The sequence below is a fragment of the Pantoea sp. App145 genome (assembly GCF_047947045.1).
Classification (GTDB): domain Bacteria; phylum Pseudomonadota; class Gammaproteobacteria; order Enterobacterales; family Enterobacteriaceae; genus Pantoea.
Genome location: NZ_CP133290.1, coordinates 1,496,479 through 1,512,835, shown reverse-complemented (window position 1 = coordinate 1,512,835; position 16,357 = coordinate 1,496,479). Strand labels below are relative to the sequence as shown.

At 56.8% G+C, this 16,357-nt stretch carries 11 protein-coding genes; 6 read left to right on the top strand and 5 right to left on the bottom strand.

Annotated elements, in window-relative coordinates; all coding sequences use genetic code 11:
* Positions 1-7 precede the first annotated feature (7 nt).
* Entirely contained in the window at positions 8-1,615 is a 1,608-nt protein-coding gene (locus RCF31_RS06865; protein ID WP_416412912.1) for an inorganic phosphate transporter, read from the bottom strand.
* Between the two features lie 164 nt (positions 1,616-1,779).
* Here RCF31_RS06865 and RCF31_RS06860 point away from each other — a divergent pair, with 164 nt between their 5' ends.
* Entirely contained in the window at positions 1,780-2,805 is a 1,026-nt protein-coding gene (locus RCF31_RS06860) for a CorA family divalent cation transporter (protein ID WP_416412911.1), read from the top strand.
* Positions 2,806-2,934: 129 nt separating this feature from the next.
* On the opposite strand, the gene RCF31_RS06855 is transcribed toward RCF31_RS06860, so the two are convergent.
* On the bottom strand, positions 2,935-3,999 hold the full coding sequence (locus RCF31_RS06855; protein WP_299446686.1) for a L,D-transpeptidase family protein: 1,065 nt from the start codon (positions 3,997-3,999) through the stop codon (positions 2,935-2,937).
* A gap of 186 nt (positions 4,000-4,185) precedes the next feature.
* The gene (locus tag RCF31_RS06850) at positions 4,186-6,000 is read right to left on the bottom strand and encodes a glycoside hydrolase family 15 protein (protein ID WP_416412910.1); all 1,815 of its coding nucleotides are present in this window, start codon (positions 5,998-6,000) and stop codon (positions 4,186-4,188) included.
* A 118-nt stretch (positions 6,001-6,118) separates the two neighbouring features.
* On the opposite strand from RCF31_RS06850, the gene RCF31_RS06845 reads away from it, so the two are divergent.
* On the top strand, positions 6,119-6,898 hold the full coding sequence (locus tag RCF31_RS06845) for an SDR family oxidoreductase (protein ID WP_416413227.1): 780 nt from the start codon (positions 6,119-6,121) through the stop codon (positions 6,896-6,898).
* On the opposite strand, the gene RCF31_RS06840 is transcribed toward RCF31_RS06845, so the two are convergent.
* Positions 6,895-7,470, bottom strand: coding sequence for a DedA family protein (locus tag RCF31_RS06840; protein WP_416412909.1), 576 nt, complete (start codon positions 7,468-7,470; stop codon positions 6,895-6,897). The two genes, RCF31_RS06845 and RCF31_RS06840, sit on opposite strands and share 4 nt — an antisense overlap.
* Positions 7,471-7,636: 166 nt before the next feature.
* On the opposite strand from RCF31_RS06840, the gene RCF31_RS06835 reads away from it, so the two are divergent.
* From RCF31_RS06835 to RCF31_RS06825, 3 genes are all read left to right on the top strand, one after another.
* On the top strand, positions 7,637-8,224 hold the full coding sequence (locus RCF31_RS06835) for a Yip1 family protein (protein ID WP_084878368.1): 588 nt from the start codon (positions 7,637-7,639) through the stop codon (positions 8,222-8,224).
* A gap of 251 nt (positions 8,225-8,475) precedes the next feature.
* The gene (gene pbpG / locus RCF31_RS06830) at positions 8,476-9,426 is read left to right on the top strand and encodes a D-alanyl-D-alanine endopeptidase (RefSeq protein WP_416412908.1); all 951 of its coding nucleotides are present in this window, start codon (positions 8,476-8,478) and stop codon (positions 9,424-9,426) included.
* A 173-nt stretch (positions 9,427-9,599) separates the two neighbouring features.
* Positions 9,600-12,038, top strand: coding sequence for a DUF3772 domain-containing protein (locus RCF31_RS06825; protein WP_416412907.1), 2,439 nt, complete (start codon positions 9,600-9,602; stop codon positions 12,036-12,038).
* A gap of 50 nt (positions 12,039-12,088) precedes the next feature.
* On the opposite strand, the gene dld is transcribed toward RCF31_RS06825, so the two are convergent.
* Positions 12,089-13,792 carry a D-lactate dehydrogenase gene (gene dld / locus RCF31_RS06820; protein WP_416412906.1) on the bottom strand — a complete coding sequence of 568 codons (1,704 nt, stop codon included), beginning with the start codon at positions 13,790-13,792 and terminating at the stop codon, positions 12,089-12,091.
* Positions 13,793-13,949: 157 nt separating this feature from the next.
* Between dld and bglX the strand changes: the two genes are divergently transcribed.
* On the top strand, positions 13,950-16,247 hold the full coding sequence (gene bglX, locus RCF31_RS06815; protein ID WP_416412905.1) for a beta-glucosidase BglX: 2,298 nt from the start codon (positions 13,950-13,952) through the stop codon (positions 16,245-16,247).
* Positions 16,248-16,357: the final 110 nt, after the last annotated feature.

Here is a 16,357-nt window from a genome sequence, read left to right as displayed (position 1 = left end):
GTCACCGTTAAAGATGGATAAACAGGGCGTAAAGCAAGCCCGAAAGAAGAATAGAAACCGGCAGCGTCAGCACCCAGGCGATCGCCAGGTTGCGCAGGGTTGCGAGCTGTAAGCCCGAACGGTTAGCGGCCATGGTGCCCGCCACGCCTGACGAGAGCACATGGGTGGTGGAAACCGGCAGACCAAAGCCGTCGGCAGCCCCGATAGTCGCCATCGCCACCAGTTCGGCGCTGGCCCCCTGGGCGTAGTTGAGGTGAGTTTTGCCAATACGTTCGCCCACCGTCACCACAATGCGCCGCCAGCCCACCATGGTGCCGAGACCCAACGCGATGGCGACCACCACTTTCACCCACATCGGGATAAAGCGGGTGGCACTGTCCAGCTCACGTTTCACCGCCGTCAGATTGCGCTCGGTCTCTTCCGGCAGCGCGACTTTGGCGGTTTGCAGATGCTTGATGGACTCGGATGCCAGATACATGTCATTACGCGTGTTGGTGACCGCCTGCGCCGGGATGTTTTCCATTGAACCGTAGCGCCGGATTTGATCGCCAATATCTCCCAGCATCATGCCCAGCGCCGGAAGTACCTGCGGGCGCGATTGTCCGGTGCGCACAAACTCGGTCAGCACCTCGCGCGGTGCTGGCATGGTCGCGGGCGTCGGTTGTAGGGACAGAAGTTGTTGCTCGGTTACCTGAGTTAAAGCAGCGACGCGTGGGATCTGATCAGGCGGCAGCGACCGGTTCAGGGCGTAGGCGATGGGCATGGTGCCGACCAGAATCAGCATAATCAGCCCCATGCCTTTCTGCCCATCATTTGAGCCGTGAGCAAAGGACACGCCAGTGCAGGTGAGGATCAGCAAGCCACGAATCCAGACCGGCGGCGGCTGGTCATTCTTCGGCGCTTCATACAGCTGACGGTTACGAATTAACGCCTTCATCGCCAGCATCAGCAGGGCGGCACAGAGAAAACCGACAACGGGTGACAGCAACAGCGAGTAGCCGACTTTCAGCGCCTGATCCCAGTCCACACCGCTGGTGCCACTGCGGCCGTGCAGCAGGGCATTGGCCACGCCGACGCCGATAATCGAACCAATCAGCGTATGCGAGGAGGAAGAGGGCAGGCCAAAATACCAGGTGCCGAGGTTCCAGATAATCGCTGAGAACAACAGCGCATATACCATGGCAAAGCCGTTGCCGCTCCCGGCCTGCAAAATCAGCTCCACCGGCAGCAGCGAGATAATGCCGAACGCCACCACGCCGCTGGAGAGCAGTACGCCAAGAAAGTTACATAAACCGGACCAGACCACCGCCACGCCAGGTGTGAGCGAATGGGTATAAATCACGGTGGCGACCGCGTTGGCAGTATCGTGAAAGCCATTGACGAACTCAAATCCGAGGGCGATCAGCAGCGCCAGCCCAAGCAGCAGAAAAGGGGTATAGCTTGTGACCGGCGCGCCGGTATCGGAAACATCGTTAAACAGGTTGACGGCGGTGAAAGCCAGACCGGCGAGCACCAGCAGCAGAAACAGCGAGCGGGAAAAACGACCGCCGCGTTGATGCAGATTCGGGCGTCCAGCGCCTGATGACGCTGATGCAGGTAAACTGTTATCACTCATAACACACCCCGATGGTGGATGACGGTGCCGAATGGCAACCGTTACCCGCAGTGTGATACCTGCTTTGTATGACAGAATGATGATGTCGCGGGCTGGCTGTCATCGTTCTGTCATATTGCTGACGCAGGCTGTGGGTCTGTCCGCAGCCGGATTTTTTGATCGCTATGCTCCAGCCTGTTCTGCCGCTCACTACGTTGCCCGACTTCAATAATGAAGTGGCCGGGCTGATTCATGGTTACCTGTTCACCCCTGACCTGCCACCCCAGCGACTCAGTGCACGCGAAGCGGCGCAACTGGCACGTCAGACGTTACCGGAAGCCCACTTTCTCTGGCTGCATATCAACCTTAACCACGCCCGGGCTGAGCGCTGGGTTCAGGTCCATTTTGCAGTAGACAGCGATTTCTTCGATGAGATCCATTCCGCCTCGCCTCGCACCCGGCTGGCACAGCAAAATGATGCGCTGCTGGCGGTACTCAATGATGTGACTTTTAGCAAGGAAGAGCGCAGTGCGCAGAACGCCACCCTGTGGATCTGGTGTCGTGAGCAGATTATTGTCAGCGCGCGTTACCGGCCGGTGGGGATGATTGAACGTATGCACCAGCAACTGGATCGCTTGCAGTTCCGTCAGCCTGATGCGCTGCTGCTGTGGTTGCTGGGCGAACAGGAGGCACAGCTGGAACAGGTGGTGCGCCGTTCCAGCGCGGCGGTGGATGCCATAGAAGAACGTCTGCTCAGTCCGGCGATCAAAGCTAACCGCAGCGAGCTGGGACGTCTGCGGCGGATGTTGCTGCGTATTCAGCGCTTGCTGGCACCGGAACCGGCGGCATTGTTTCGTTTGCTCAACCGGCCACCGGGTTGGCTGAAGCGGGAGCAGTTGAGCGAGCTGCGAATTTTTACCGAAGAGTTCAGCGTGGCGTTAAACGATCTCGCCAGCCTGATGGAGCGTATTCGCCTGTTGCAGGAGGAGATTGCCGCCCGTTTGATGGAGCAGAGCAACCGCACGCTGTTTTTGCTGACGGTGATTACCGTACTGGCGCTGCCGATCAATATCGTGGCGGGATTCTTTGGTATGAATGTCGGCGGTATCCCGCTGGCGAGTAATCCGCACGGTTTTTTGCTGCTGGTGCTGGTGGTGCTGGCATTTACCCTGGTGGCCGGCTGGCTGGCACTGCGACGACCGCATGAATAGCAGGTATTGCGCGATAAATCGCGCTGCTCCACGACGTGCGCTAAACCGTAGCGGCGCGATTTATCGCGCAGGTTTTCGCCAGACATAAAAAAGCCAGCCCGCAGGCTGGCTTGATCTTATCCGTCAGGATTAAGAATTATTATTGGCAGTGGCGGTATTGGCCGCAGCCGGAGTCGGGATCACGGCGCCCTGCGGCGTCATCGGCTCCTCTTTCGGCATCGCGTCTGGCGTTTCCTGTACCGGGATCGGTGCAGGCTGCGCTTCACCTGCCGGACCATTAATTTTGGTCGGCATGCCGCTACGGGCCTGGATCGCGTTGTTCACTGCATCCTGATTGGTGCTGGCATCGGCAATCACTTTGGTCACCGCAGCAGTCAGGGTGATCGGCACGATTTCGCGCGAGTTGAACTGTTCTTCAGTGGTTGACAGCGGGTTGTGAACCTCGATGTAGCGTGAACCGTCTGGCTCGACGGAGGCTTTCACCGGCTGGTCAACAAACTGTACGCGCGTACCGACTGGCACGTTGTCGAACAGCCATTTGATGTCATCCGCACGCAGGCGCACGCAACCGTGGCTGACGCGCAGGCCGATACCAAAGTTGGCGTTGGTGCCGTGGACGGCATACAGGCGACCGATGTACAGCGCGTAGAGGCCCATCGGGTTATCCGGGCCTGCCGGGAACACTTCCGGGATAATTTCACCACGTGACGCGTATTCGGCGTGCATCGCTTTGGTCGGTGTCCAGGTCGGGCCAGCCTTTTTGCGCTGTACGCTGGTGGTCCAGTTGATCGGGGTATCTTTACCCAGCTCACCGATACCGATCGGCAGCACTACCACGGTTTTAGTGCCTTTCGGGTAGTAATAAAGACGCATTTCAGCACTGTTGATCACAATACCTTCGCGCGGAGCGTCAGGCAGAATCAGCTGCTGCGGGATCACCATGTTAGTACCGGCTTTCGGCAGATAGACGTCAACACCCGGATTGGCTTCCAGCATGTTGCTGAGGCCCATCTGGTATTGCGCCGCAAAGGCTTCCAGCGGAAGTCTGCTGTCCTGAGGCACGGTGATTTGGATGTTTTCGCCGATCAGACGGCTGTTAGCAGGCGGTAGCGGATAAACCACCGCAAAGGCCGACTGGCTGAACGCCGCCAGTACGAGGGCGAGTGAAGCGAACGCGCGAATGCTCTTTTTCATGTTTTTCAAGTCGTTATAGCCGTGTTTCAGGCATGTCAGTGTGTCGAACCCATCTTGGTCTTATTGACCCGCTGCGCATTATATGTGCATAGAAGCGGTGATGGGAATCACGATTTTAACAGGTTGATGATACTTTACGTAAAAAGCTGTAATAACCCTTCTGTGTTATTTTTAGCTGGCCCGCATTCAGGGCTGCCATAGCGTCACTTCCCCGCTGAGTTTGCGGTTGAGAAAGAACGCCGCGCTGATCAGCGCCAGATGGGTCAGCGCCTGTGGCATATTGCCCAGCGCCATGCCGTGCGGGGTGAATTCCTCGGCATACAACCCCAGCGGATTGGCATAGCTCAGCAACTTTTCAAACTCGAAATGCGCTTCGTGCACCCGCCCGGCGCGCGCCAGACACTCCACATACCAGAACGAACAAGCAGCAAAAGAACCTTCGCCACCCTTCAATGCATCGGCGGGCGTTTCGCTGATGTTGTAGCGCCGTACCAGTCCGTCGCTCACCAGCTGGACTTTGATGGCATCCAGAGTCGCGATCCAGTCGGGATCGGTGGCACCGACAAAACGTACCAGCGGCATCAGCAGCATCGACGCATCAAGAAAGCGGCCTCCACGCGTGGCGGTAAAGTGGCCCAGCTCCGGGTTCCAGAAGTTTTGCCAGATATCGGCGCGGATGGCGCTGCGTTCCCGATCCCAGCGCTCGTAGGGCATGGGCAGTGAACGTTTCAGGCCAAGGCGTAAAGCGCGATCCAGCGCCACCCAGCACATCAGGCGCGAATGGAGAAAATGCTCCGGCTCGCCGCGCATCTCCCAGATCCCAGCATCGGGTTGCTGCCAGTGATCGCACACGTAATTGATCATGTTGACCACATGCTGCCAGCCGCGCTGGGAAATCGCCTCGCCATATTTGTTGGCGAGATAGATGGCGTCCATCAGTTCGCCATAAATGTCCAGCTGCGTCTGCCGCCAGGCATCGTTGCCGATGCGCACCGGGCGCGAGTTGGCATAGCCGGAGAGATTCAGCAGCTCGGTTTCGTGCAGTTCGGTGCTGCTGTCCAGGCGATACATCACCTGCAAATGCGATCTGTCGTCATGGCTATGTTCAACACAGCGGCCTACCCAGTGGGTAAAGTGTTTCGCTTCTTCGACGTAACCGAGGCGCATCAGGGCATACATGCTGAATGACGCATCACGGATCCAGGAGGCGCGATAATCCCAGTTACGCTCACCGCCCAGTTCTTCCGGCAAGCCAAAGGTGGCGGCAGCGGCAATTGAACCATGCTGGTGGGAGGTCAGCATTTTCAGCGCCAGCGCGGAACGCGTCACCATCTCCTGCCAGCGTCCGCGATAGGAGCTGTGGCGGCTCCAGCGCCGCCAGTAGTGCAGGGTGTCACGGAAGCAGTGCTCGGTGGCAATCTTGTCCAGATGCGGATCTTCATCGCTGCCAAACACAAATTCGGCGTGCTCGCCCGCCTGTAAGGTGAAATCGGCGGTGGCCGCGTGGGTTTCCCGCGTCATCACTACGCTGGCGCTCAGACGCAGCGAAGGCTGGCCTTCGGCATGGAAGGCGATACCACCGGGGCGTACTTCGGTCCGGATTTCCGCACGGGCGTAATCGTGGCGTGGTGAGCACAGCAATTTGAAACGCGCGGAACCGCGCACCATTTTCACCCGGCGTACCACGCGCGGCAGCTTGCTGCTGTCGTCGCAGATCGGCATGTAATCGGTGATCTCCGCCACGCCCTCATCGCCGAGCCAACGGGTTTGCAGGATATTGGTATCAGGCAGATAGAGTTGCTGCTGGCGCGCATTTTTCCACTGCGGTGCCAGCGAAAACAGACCCGCTTCGTCGCTGTCGAGCAGGGCGCTAAACACGGACGGGCTATCGAGTTCCGGCCAGCACAGATAGTCGATGGTGCCATCGCTGGCGACCAGAGCACAGGTACGTAAATCGCCAATTACGCCGTGGTCATCAATTTTGCGTTTGATCTCGCTCATCCTGCCTCCTTTACGCTATTCCGTTGTTAACTATAGCCGAAGCGGTATTTATGGCTGCGGCGAGGCACAGAAGGATAACTTCTATACTGAGGAGACACCCGACAAAAAGGAGAACATGATGGCGCTGGTAAAACAGAAAGTGGCGGTGGTGACCGCTTCCGATTCAGGCATTGGGCGCAGCTGTGCACTCATGCTGGCCGAGGCGGGCTATACCCTCGGTATCACCTGGCGTTCGGACGAAGAGGGGGCGCATGAGACGGCGCGGCAGGTTGAAAGCCGTGGCCAGCAGGCGCAGGTACGGCAGCTGGATCTTTCCGATCCACAGGCCGGTGGACAGCAGCTGGTGCAGCTGATTGCGTCGCTCGGACGGATTGATGTGCTGGTCAACAACGCTGGGGTGATGACCAAAGCGGATTTTCTCGATGTCACCTTTGAAGACTGGCGCAAGGTTTTCAGTGTCGACGTCGACGGGGCGTTTGTCTGCGGTCAGATTGCCGCCCGCTATATGGTGGATCAGGGTAATGGGGGGCGCATCATCAACATCACCTCGGTGCATGAACACACGCCATTGCCCGATGCGGCGGCTTACACCGCCGCAAAACATGCCCTTGGCGGCCTGACCAAATCGATGGCCCTCAGCCTGCTACCGCACCATATCCTGGTCAACGCGGTGGCACCAGGCGCGATAGCGACACCGATGAATCACCTGCGTAACGAGGACGCGCGCAGTACGCGCATGCCAGAAATCCCCATCGGGCGACCGGGAGACACGCGCGAAGTGGCGAGTTTAGTGGCCTGGCTGTGCTCGGAATGGGCCACCTACACCACCGGACAATCGTTTATTGTCGATGGTGGCTTTATGCTGGCGAACCCGCAGTTTAAGGGGTATCACAATTAATCGACACGGCGGCGGTTCCAGCGACGGATGACGTAGCGCAACAGGATGGCAAATCCCACCGCCGCCACCAGCCACAGCAGATGTTTGAAATGCTGATCGAGTTTATGCAGCCACGGGGTGATGATCTCCCCGGCAAAATAGCCAAGGGTGACAAAGATCAGCGCCCAGAGCGCGGCCCCAATCACATTCAGCACCAGAAAACGCAGGGGTTTCAGACGGCTGGTACCGATGATAATCGGCCCGACAATGCGGAAACCGTACATAAAACGCACGCCAATCACAAACAGGCTGGGGTGACGCTGAATCAGGCGGCTGGCCTTGTGGATGGTATCCTGATGCTTTTTAAAACGGCGCAGGATACGGGTGCCAAAACGACGACCAAGCCAGAACAGCAGCTGATCGCCAATAATGCCGCCCCCCATCGCGGCCAATACCACGCCGCCGAAGTGCAACAAACCTTCATGAGCTGCCACCCCCCCCAGCAGGGTAAAGGTTTCCCCTTCGGCGATACAGCCAATCAGCAGCGCCACGTAGCCGTACTGGCTAATTAATCCGTTGATATCAAGATGCAAATCGTCCTCCCTGTTGTTATCAACCCTTGTAACAGTCTACACCCGCAGGTGATTTTTTGTGCCGCTTGCCGCAAAAACGACAGCGCCGATTATACTTGAAGTGAAGCTGCCTGCGCTGGTCAGCCTGAGCGTTGGGGGCAGCCCGTCGCATCAGAGGAGTGATTTTATGAATCATGTCTGGGGACTTATCGCGCATCCTAATCAGGAAATGCGCGACATCAAGCAGGAAAACGAGAGCGTCTCGCACCATTACACCCACCATGTTCTGCTAATGGCGGCGATCCCGGTGATCTGCGCCTTTATCGGCACCACACAGTTGGGCTGGAATCTGGGCGAGGGGCAATTTGTACAACTCAACATGCTGACCGGTATTGGTCTCGGCATTCTGTTTTATCTCGTCATCCTCGGTGGGGTGGCGGTGATGGGACGTGTTATCCACTGGATGGCTCGTAATTATCCGCAACGCCCCAGCATCCAGCGTTGTACCGTGTTTGCGGGCTATGTAGCGACACCGTTGTTTATGAGCGGCCTGGTGGCGCTTTATCCGCTGGTCTGGCTCTGCCTGCTGGTAGGGACGCTGGCGCTGGTGTACACCGGCTATCTGTTATTCGTCGGTATCCCGGTATTCCTCAATATCGATAAAGAAGAGAGCCTGCGTTTCTCCGGCTCGACGCTGGCGATTGGGGTGCTGGTATTTGAAGTGCTGCTGGCGTTAACCGTGATTCTGTGGGGCTATGGACCGAAGCTGTTCTAGCCTTTCTATGCACACTTTCGTAGCGGCGCGATTTATCGCGCTTTTATTCGGTGCAGATGGATTGCGCGATAAATCGCGCCGCTACGGAACTTACCTGCCTCTGGTTTTTTAACGCCCGGAAACAATCTCTCCAGGAAATTTCGCAGAGAACCACGTATTATGCTGTCGCCAGCCCGCATCCCATCTGGCCTGATGCGCGCGGCCTGTGCGATAGCACAGCACAAAACTCCTCACCGGATTTTTTTGACACGATGTCTGTAAAAATGCGTATTTCTTTACTGTCGCTGGCGCTGATGATCGGCGCACCGGCAGTGACTACACCTGTTCTGGCCGCGCCTGCTGCGCTGTCAAATCTGGCACCTGTCGCACAACCGCAAATTGCCTCTGGCAGTGCGATGATTGTCGATCTGGATAGCGGCAAAGTGCTGTATTCCAGCCATCCCGATCGCGTCCGTCCGATCGCCTCACTCACCAAGCTGATGACGGCGATGGTGGTGCTGGATGCCAAACAGCCGCTGGATGAAATGCTGTCGGTTGATATCAGCCATACCCCGGAGATGCGCGGCGTGTTTTCCCGCGTCAAGCTGAACAGCGAAATCAGCCGTCGTAACATGCTGTTGCTGGCGCTGATGTCATCGGAAAACCGTGCTGCTGCCAGCCTGGCGCACCACTATCCGGGTGGCTACGATGCCTTTATCCGCGCGATGAATGCCAAAGCACGCTCCCTTGGCATGACCCATACCCACTATGTGGAACCGACAGGGCTCTCGATTCAAAACGTCTCCAGCGCGGAAGATTTGATCAAGCTGGTAAAAGCCACGCGTCAGTATCCGTTGATTGGTGAACTGAGTACCACCAAAGAAGATACCGCGGTGTTTAAACATCCGAACTATGCGCTGCCGTTCCGTAACACCAACCACCTGGTGTACAAAAATGACTGGCGTATTCAGCTCACCAAAACCGGTTATACCGACGAAGCGGGCCACTGCCTGGTGATGCGCACCTTTATTAACAATCGCCCGGTTGCGCTGGTGGTGCTGGATGCCTTTGGCAAATACACCCACTTCGCGGATGCCAATCGTCTGCGCGACTGGCTGGAAACCGGCAAAGCCGCACCAGTACCGGCGGCGGCGCTGGCGTATAAAAAACAGAAAGCCTCACAAACCGCGAGCAACGGCGCTCAGGGACAGAACGTCGAATAATCTGTCGCAGATGCCATCCGGCCGGGTGGCATCTGCAAAAAATCTTATCGTTATGACCCATGTTTTACGCATGCATTCCTATAGTTTCACGATTGCCAAAGGCCTACACTAGCCGCCACAGACTCACAATCAGATGCGTCTGCAGACTGTTATTGCGCTGGAATCTCACTCTTATGTTTACGTTTCGATCTCTTTTTGCTCCTTTCCTGCTGTTAATGGCCCTGGCCGTACCGGCGATGGCACTGGCTGATGACAGTGCTGCCGCGCCTGCGCAAGAGGATACGACGCCGAAGGTTAACGCCTCGGTCGAGCTGCCTAAAATGCAGAAAATTCTCGACAAGATAAAAGGTCAGGTGTCGGGAAATACCAATGAAAACCAGCTCAACCAACTCAACGAGATGGCGCTGGAACTCTCCGGCAATGCCGATACGCTCGGACAGGCGTTGATTCCTCAGCGTCAGCAATTGGATGCCCAGCTGGCGGTACTTGGTCCGGCACCGAAGCCCGATAGTGGTGTGAAAGAAACGCCGGAAGTGACGCATAAGCGCAGCACGCTTGAGAGTCAGAAAAGTAAGCTGGACGATCAAATCAAGCAGGCGGAAGGCATCAAAAACGGTGCGCTGGTGTTGTCGTCGCAAATCGTTAACCTGCGCCGTGACCAGTTGAAAAGTCAGCTGGCGCTGAATTCCGGCAGTATTTTCGGCCCGCGTTTCTGGTCACCGCTGGTCAGCACTCAGGATCTCGATGGCGAGAAAATCAGCGACTTCCTGAGTGAATTGCAGGATACCGCTGCGCTGTCATGGGAACCAGGCTGGCGCTTCGGCACCATTAGTTGGCTGATCGCCGCGATGCTGGTGATGACCCTCGGTCGTCGTTACGGTGAAGAGTTTCTCGCGTGGGTGAGTATCCACAAAATGCCGGAAGGGCGTCTGCGTCGGAGCTTCCTCGCCACCGCCATTGCGCTGACCACTCTGGCGGCAGTGGTGTTGACCTTCAACTTCTTTGCGCTGGCGTTTGCCCGCCGTGATGAAGTGTCGGCTGATGTGCAGGATTTTATCTTGCGCCTGGTGCAGCTCAGCGTTTACTGCGGCCTGATTGCTGGCTTAGGACGGGCTTTCCTGTCAACGCGTCGTCCCAGCTGGCGTTTACCCAGTATCTCGAATGAAGTGGCGCAGGCGCTGAAACCCTTCCCGCCGATCACCGCCGCGCTGGTGTTTATTTTCCAGACGGTTGAGTCATTCAACTACAGCGTGGGCACCAGCCTCAATACCACCATCTTTGCTAACGGCCTGACGGCGCTGCTGATTGGTGGTACCGGACTGGCGATCAGCATGCGTACCAACCGGGTGCGTCGCCGTATGGTGCAGGCGGGTAACCCGCCGGAAGCACGTTCCACCCTGGTGGGCCTGATTCAGATGGGGCTGACGCTGACGGCCCTCGCCATCCTGGTATTCCTGGTTATTGGCTATGTCGCACTGGCGCGTTTCCTCAGCTATGAATTGATCTGGTGTGGAATTCTGTTTGGTTCGTTCTATTTCCTCAGCCAGCTGATCACCGACGGTTGTGACACGCTGTTTTCGACGCAAAACAGCAGTGGCAAACGTATTCAGAGTTCACTCAATATTGATGAGCGCCACCTGCAACAGGCGGCCACGTTGCTCGGTGCGCTGGGTAAAACTGCGCTGATTGGCTTCGTTGCGCTGGCGCTGCTCAACGGGACGTTTGCCTCGTCGACACCGATTGAGCTGATCCAGAAGGTGATTGAGTTCTGGGGTGGTAAAGGGCTGGAGTCGCTGAACATTGTTCCTGCTCATCTGGTCAACGCCATTCTGTGTCTGGTGGTGGGCATTTATGTGCTGCGCGCGGTGCGCCGCTGGCTGGATAAAGAGTTCCTGCCGAAGACCACCATGGACGCGGGAATGCGCGTGTCGCTGGTGACGCTGTTCAGCAATATTGGTTACGTGCTGATTATCCTGCTGACGCTGTCGATTATGGGCCTGCAATGGAACAAACTGGCGTGGATCGTCAGCGCCTTGTCGGTAGGTATCGGTTTTGGCTTGCAGGAGATAGTGAAAAACTTTATCTCCGGCCTGATTCTGCTGACCGAGCGTCCGGTTAAAGTGGGCGATCTGGTGACCATCAGCGGCATCGAAGGGGATATCCGCCGCATCAATGTGCGCGCCACCGAGATCCAGCTCAGCGATAAGTCGACGGTGATTGTGCCAAACTCGCAATTCATCTCACAAAACGTGCGCAACGCTACCATGGGTAACGCGCAGGGCGTGGTCACCATTCCGCTGACCTTCCCGCTGGATATTGATCCGGTGCGGGTGCGGGAACTGCTGCTGGAAGTCTATGAGGAGAATGAGCGCATCCTGGAATCGCCCGCGCCGTCGGTGTCGTTTAAGGAGCTGTCACCCAATGGGATCGTGCTGAGCGTAACCGGTAACGTTGCCAGCCAGCGTCAGATCTCCGGTGCCAAAAGTGATTTGCTGTTCGATATTCTCACGCGTCTGCGTAAAGAGGGCATTGTGCTGTCAACGCCGCAGACGATGATCATCGAACGCCGTGCGCAGCAGGCCGCCGCAGCCGACAGCGAGCCGTTACCCTAAAATCTGCATCACCCGTAGCGGCGCGATTTATCGCGCCGCTACGGGGCAGGCTACGTTTTTACTGCCCAGCCTTTCTGCTTACTGGTTTTGCCAATCCCCGGATTAAAACTGTTGGTGGGGTCCAGGCGGCGATAGAACGCCTGGAGCTGCGGCTTCGCGGCATACAAATGCCCGACGTTATGCTCCGCCGGGTATTCCGCGCCACGCTGGCTGAGAATCGCCAGCATCTTCTCCTTCAGCGCATGGGCATCCACGCCTTTCTTCACGATGTAATCCTGGTGGAATACGTGACAGAAAAAGTGGCCGTAGTAGAGACGATGGCTCAGATCGTTATCGAATTCCGGTGGCAGACGCTCAAACCAGTCGTGGTCATTACGGCGCAGCGCAATATCCAGCGCCAGAATATCTTCCACTTCCTCCGCATGGACCGCGTGATATCGCACGGCGGCACCGGCGGCGGCAAAACGATGCAGAAACGCATGCGCGCCTTCTTTGGCATCGCAGGCAAAAAACTCCCCGCCACCTTCACGGAAAAAGTCGTGCAGATATTCCTGCGCCTCGGCCACGCCATCGCCGGACATTTTCAGCATCAGATGATGTTCATACCTGTCGCGATACTGTTTCAGACGTTTCGGCAGATGGGCCGGGAAGAGGGTACTCAGGCGCTGCAACAGGCGATCGGTAAAGTGCGGCTTGATCCAGTTACGCTTCGCCAGCCAGGCATCAAGGCGTCCCTTGAGGGTGAAAAACAACGGCATCTTGTCGGTACCAAGCCGGTCGATCATCAGGAAGGTATCTTTGCCATACACTTCGGCGATATCAAAAATATCGCGATGCATATATTCCCCGGCCACCGGTAAGTTGTGGAAATTCTCGAGGATATGGCGGCGAATTTCCCCCAGTTCTGCTGGATCGTTACTGCCGATATAGAACACCTGCTGTTTCGGTTCGCTGGCGAAGGTATCGAGACGCACGGCAAACACCGCCAGCTTGCCGGCACAGCCAGAGGCTTCAAACAGGCGGCGTGCATCGGCATTGAAACGTGCCGGGGTATCGGCGTGGATATCGCGTACGCGATCGGCATATTCATGATCCGATGCGTGGCGATCGTCCCAGATAACATCGCTTTGCTGCCAGCGATCGTCATCCAGTCGTCCCAGCATCTCTTCCGGCGAATGACCGAGTTCGATACCCAGATGATTCACCAGATGCAGCTTTCCTTCGGCATCAATCTGCGCATACAGCGCCATCTCGCTGTATGCCGGACCGCGTTTAATCAGGGAGCCACCGGAATTGTTGCAGATCCCTCCCATCACCGACGCGCCAATGCAGGAGGAACCAATGACCGAGTGAGGCTCACGTCCCAGCGGTTTAAGCGCTTTCTCCAGCTGATACAGGGTACTGCCGGGGAACGCCAGGATCTGTTTGCCGCTTTCAATCAATTGCAGCTTGTCCAGGCGTAGCGTGCTGATGATCACCACCGGACGCTCATAATCGTTACCGTTTGGCGTCGAACCTTCCGTCAGCCCGGTATTGGCGGCCTGCATCAGAATGACGGCATCGGCCGCCACCAGCGCCTGCAATACCCGCCATAACTCCAGCAGTGTACCAGGGAACACCACCGCCAGCGCTTCACCCTCGCCAGAGCGAAAGCCTTTGCGGTAGCGCGCCGTTTGTTCGGCGTCGGTCAGCAATTGTGCAGAGCCGACCAGGCGGCGCAGCTCACCCAGCAGGTTCGAATCAGAGAGGGTCATTGGCTTATCCTTGTCATTAACGTTGCGAAAAATACTGTAGCACGCCTGGGGCGAAGCGGTGGCGATGTGACATCGGTGGCTACCTGCTATCCTCATCTTATGGCACACTTCCCTGGCTATTTTTATATTGCGCAGTCACTTAAGAGAACCTGACCTGATGAAATGGATTTACTCTATTAGCCTCGCTGTATCCCTCGCCATTCAACCCGCGCTGGCGGACGACATGTTTGGTAACCATCCGATGACGGAGCAGGCGCGTGACGCCTTCGTTAACCAACTGCTCGGCAAGATGACGCTGGATGAAAAAATTGGTCAGCTGCGTTTAATCAGCGTAGGGCCGGATAACCCAAAAGAAGCCATCCGTGACATGATTCAGCACGGGCAGGTCGGGGCGATTTTCAATACCGTGACGCGTCCGGATATTCGCGCCATGCAGGATCAGGTGATGCAGCTCAGCCGCCTGAAAATTCCCTTATTCTTTGCTTATGACGTGGTACACGGTCAGCGCACCGTGTTCCCGATTCCGCTGGGGCTGGCATCAAGCTGGGATCTGGATGCGGTGGCGGAAGTCGGACGGGTTTCTGCCTATGAAGCGGCCGATGATGGCCTGAACATGACCTGGGCACCGATGGTGGATGTCAGTCGAGAACCGCGCTGGGGACGCGTCTCCGAAGGCTTTGGTGAAGACACCTTTCTGACCTCACAAATGGGCAGCACCCTGGTGAAAGCGATGCAGGGCAAAAGCCCGGCGGATCGCTACTCGATCATGACCAGCGTAAAACATTTCGCCCTGTATGGCGCAGTGGAAGGGGGGCGTGATTACAACACCGTGGATATGAGCCCGCAGCGCATGTTCCAGGATTATATGCCGCCGTATAAAGCCTCGCTGGATGCGGGCAGCGGTGGCGTGATGGTGGCGCTCAACTCAATTAACGGTACCCCGGCGACGGCAGATAGCTGGCTGTTAAAAGATCTGCTGCGTGGCGAGTGGAAATTCAAAGGCATCACCATCAGCGATCATGGCGCGATCAAAGAGCTGATCAAACATGGTGTAGCCAGCGATCCGCAGGACGCGGTGCGCATTGCGCTGAAATCCGGCATCGATATGAGTATGAGCGATGAATACTACAGCAAATATTTGCCGGGGCTGGTGAAACGCGGTTTCGTGAGCATGGCGGAAATTGATGATGCGGTGCGCCATGTGCTGAACGTTAAATACGATATGGGACTGTTTAACGATCCCTACAGTCATCTGGGGCCAAAAGGCAGCGATCCGCAGGACACCAACGCCGAAAGCCGGTTACACCGTGCTGAAGCGCGTGACGTGGCGCGCAAGAGTATCGTCCTGCTGAAGAACTGGCATGAGACGCTGCCACTGAAGCGCAATGCCACGGTGGCGCTGGTCGGCCCGCTGGCCGATAGCCAGCGTGACATTATGGGCAGCTGGTCCGCAGCCGGGGTAGCCAGTCAATCCATCACCCTGTTGCAGGGCATGCGCAACGCGATGGCAGGCAAAGGCACGCTGCTATATACCAAAGGGTCGAATATCACCGATAACAAAGGCATTCAGAACTTCCTGAATTTGTATGAAAAAGCGGTGACCGTCGATCCACGTAGCCCACAGCAGATGATCGATGAAGCCGTCGCTATCGCGAAGAAGGCCGATGTGGTGGTAGCCGCGGTTGGCGAGGCGCAGGGTATGGCGCACGAAGCCTCCAGCCGGAGCGATCTGGTGATACCGGAAAGCCAGCAGAAATTGCTGGCGGCGCTGAAAGCCACCGGCAAACCGCTGGTGATTGTGCTGATGAATGGCCGCCCGCTCAATGTGGTGAACGAAGATCGCCAGGCGGATGCGATGCTGGAAACCTGGTTTAGCGGCACGGAAGGCGGTAACGCTATCGCTGATGTGCTGTTTGGCGACTACAACCCATCCGGCAAGCTGCCGGTTTCCTTCCCACGTTCAGTGGGGCAGATCCCGATTTATTACAACCATCTGCCGACGGGCCGCCCGTATAACTTCGAGAAGCCAAACAAATATACCTCGCATTACTACGATGCCATCAATGGGCCGCTTTATCCATTTGGCTATGGTCAGAGCTACACCACTTTTAGCGTCTCGCCGGTGAAAATGTCCGCGAAAACCATGCCGCGTAACGGATCGGTAGAAGCCAGCGTGACGGTAACCAACACCGGCAAGTGCGACGGTGCCACTGTGGTTCAGATGTATCTTAACGATCCGGTTGCCAGCATCAGCCGCCCGGTTGAGGAGCTGCGCGGTTTTAAACGCATCATGCTGAAGGCGGGTGAATCGCAGACGGTGAGCTTTAAGATTGATGTGGATGCGCTGAAGTTCTGGAATCAAAAAATGCAGCAGGTGGCAGAGCCAGGTAAGTTCAATGTGATGATTGGGCTGGATTCGGTCCGCACCCAGGACGCAAGTTTCGATTATCTTTAAAGCAGATCATCGTAGTGGCGCGATAAATCGCGCCACTACGGCATGTGCGATAATGTGTAGCGGCGCGATTTATCGCGCAGTAATATTTGCAGAAATTTCATCAACCCAAC

What these genes read in the sequence shown, in the direction of transcription:
- RCF31_RS06825 (WP_416412907.1), top strand. Translation starts at nt 9,600, where the DNA reads ATGTTTACGTTTCGATCTCTTTTTGCTCCTTTCCTGCTGTTAATGGCC.
- RCF31_RS06850 (WP_416412910.1), bottom strand. Translation starts at nt 6,000, where the DNA reads ATGAGCGAGATCAAACGCAAAATTGATGACCACGGCGTAATTGGCGAT.
- RCF31_RS06860 (WP_416412911.1), top strand. Translation starts at nt 1,780, where the DNA reads ATGCTCCAGCCTGTTCTGCCGCTCACTACGTTGCCCGACTTCAATAAT.
- pbpG (WP_416412908.1), top strand. Translation starts at nt 8,476, where the DNA reads ATGTCTGTAAAAATGCGTATTTCTTTACTGTCGCTGGCGCTGATGATC.
- RCF31_RS06855 (WP_299446686.1), bottom strand. Translation starts at nt 3,999, where the DNA reads ATGAAAAAGAGCATTCGCGCGTTCGCTTCACTCGCCCTCGTACTGGCG.
- RCF31_RS06865 (WP_416412912.1), bottom strand. Translation starts at nt 1,615, where the DNA reads ATGAGTGATAACAGTTTACCTGCATCAGCGTCATCAGGCGCTGGACGC.
- RCF31_RS06845 (WP_416413227.1), top strand. Translation starts at nt 6,119, where the DNA reads ATGGCGCTGGTAAAACAGAAAGTGGCGGTGGTGACCGCTTCCGATTCA.
- RCF31_RS06835 (WP_084878368.1), top strand. Translation starts at nt 7,637, where the DNA reads ATGAATCATGTCTGGGGACTTATCGCGCATCCTAATCAGGAAATGCGC.
- dld (WP_416412906.1), bottom strand. Translation starts at nt 13,792, where the DNA reads ATGACCCTCTCTGATTCGAACCTGCTGGGTGAGCTGCGCCGCCTGGTC.
- bglX (WP_416412905.1), top strand. Translation starts at nt 13,950, where the DNA reads ATGAAATGGATTTACTCTATTAGCCTCGCTGTATCCCTCGCCATTCAA.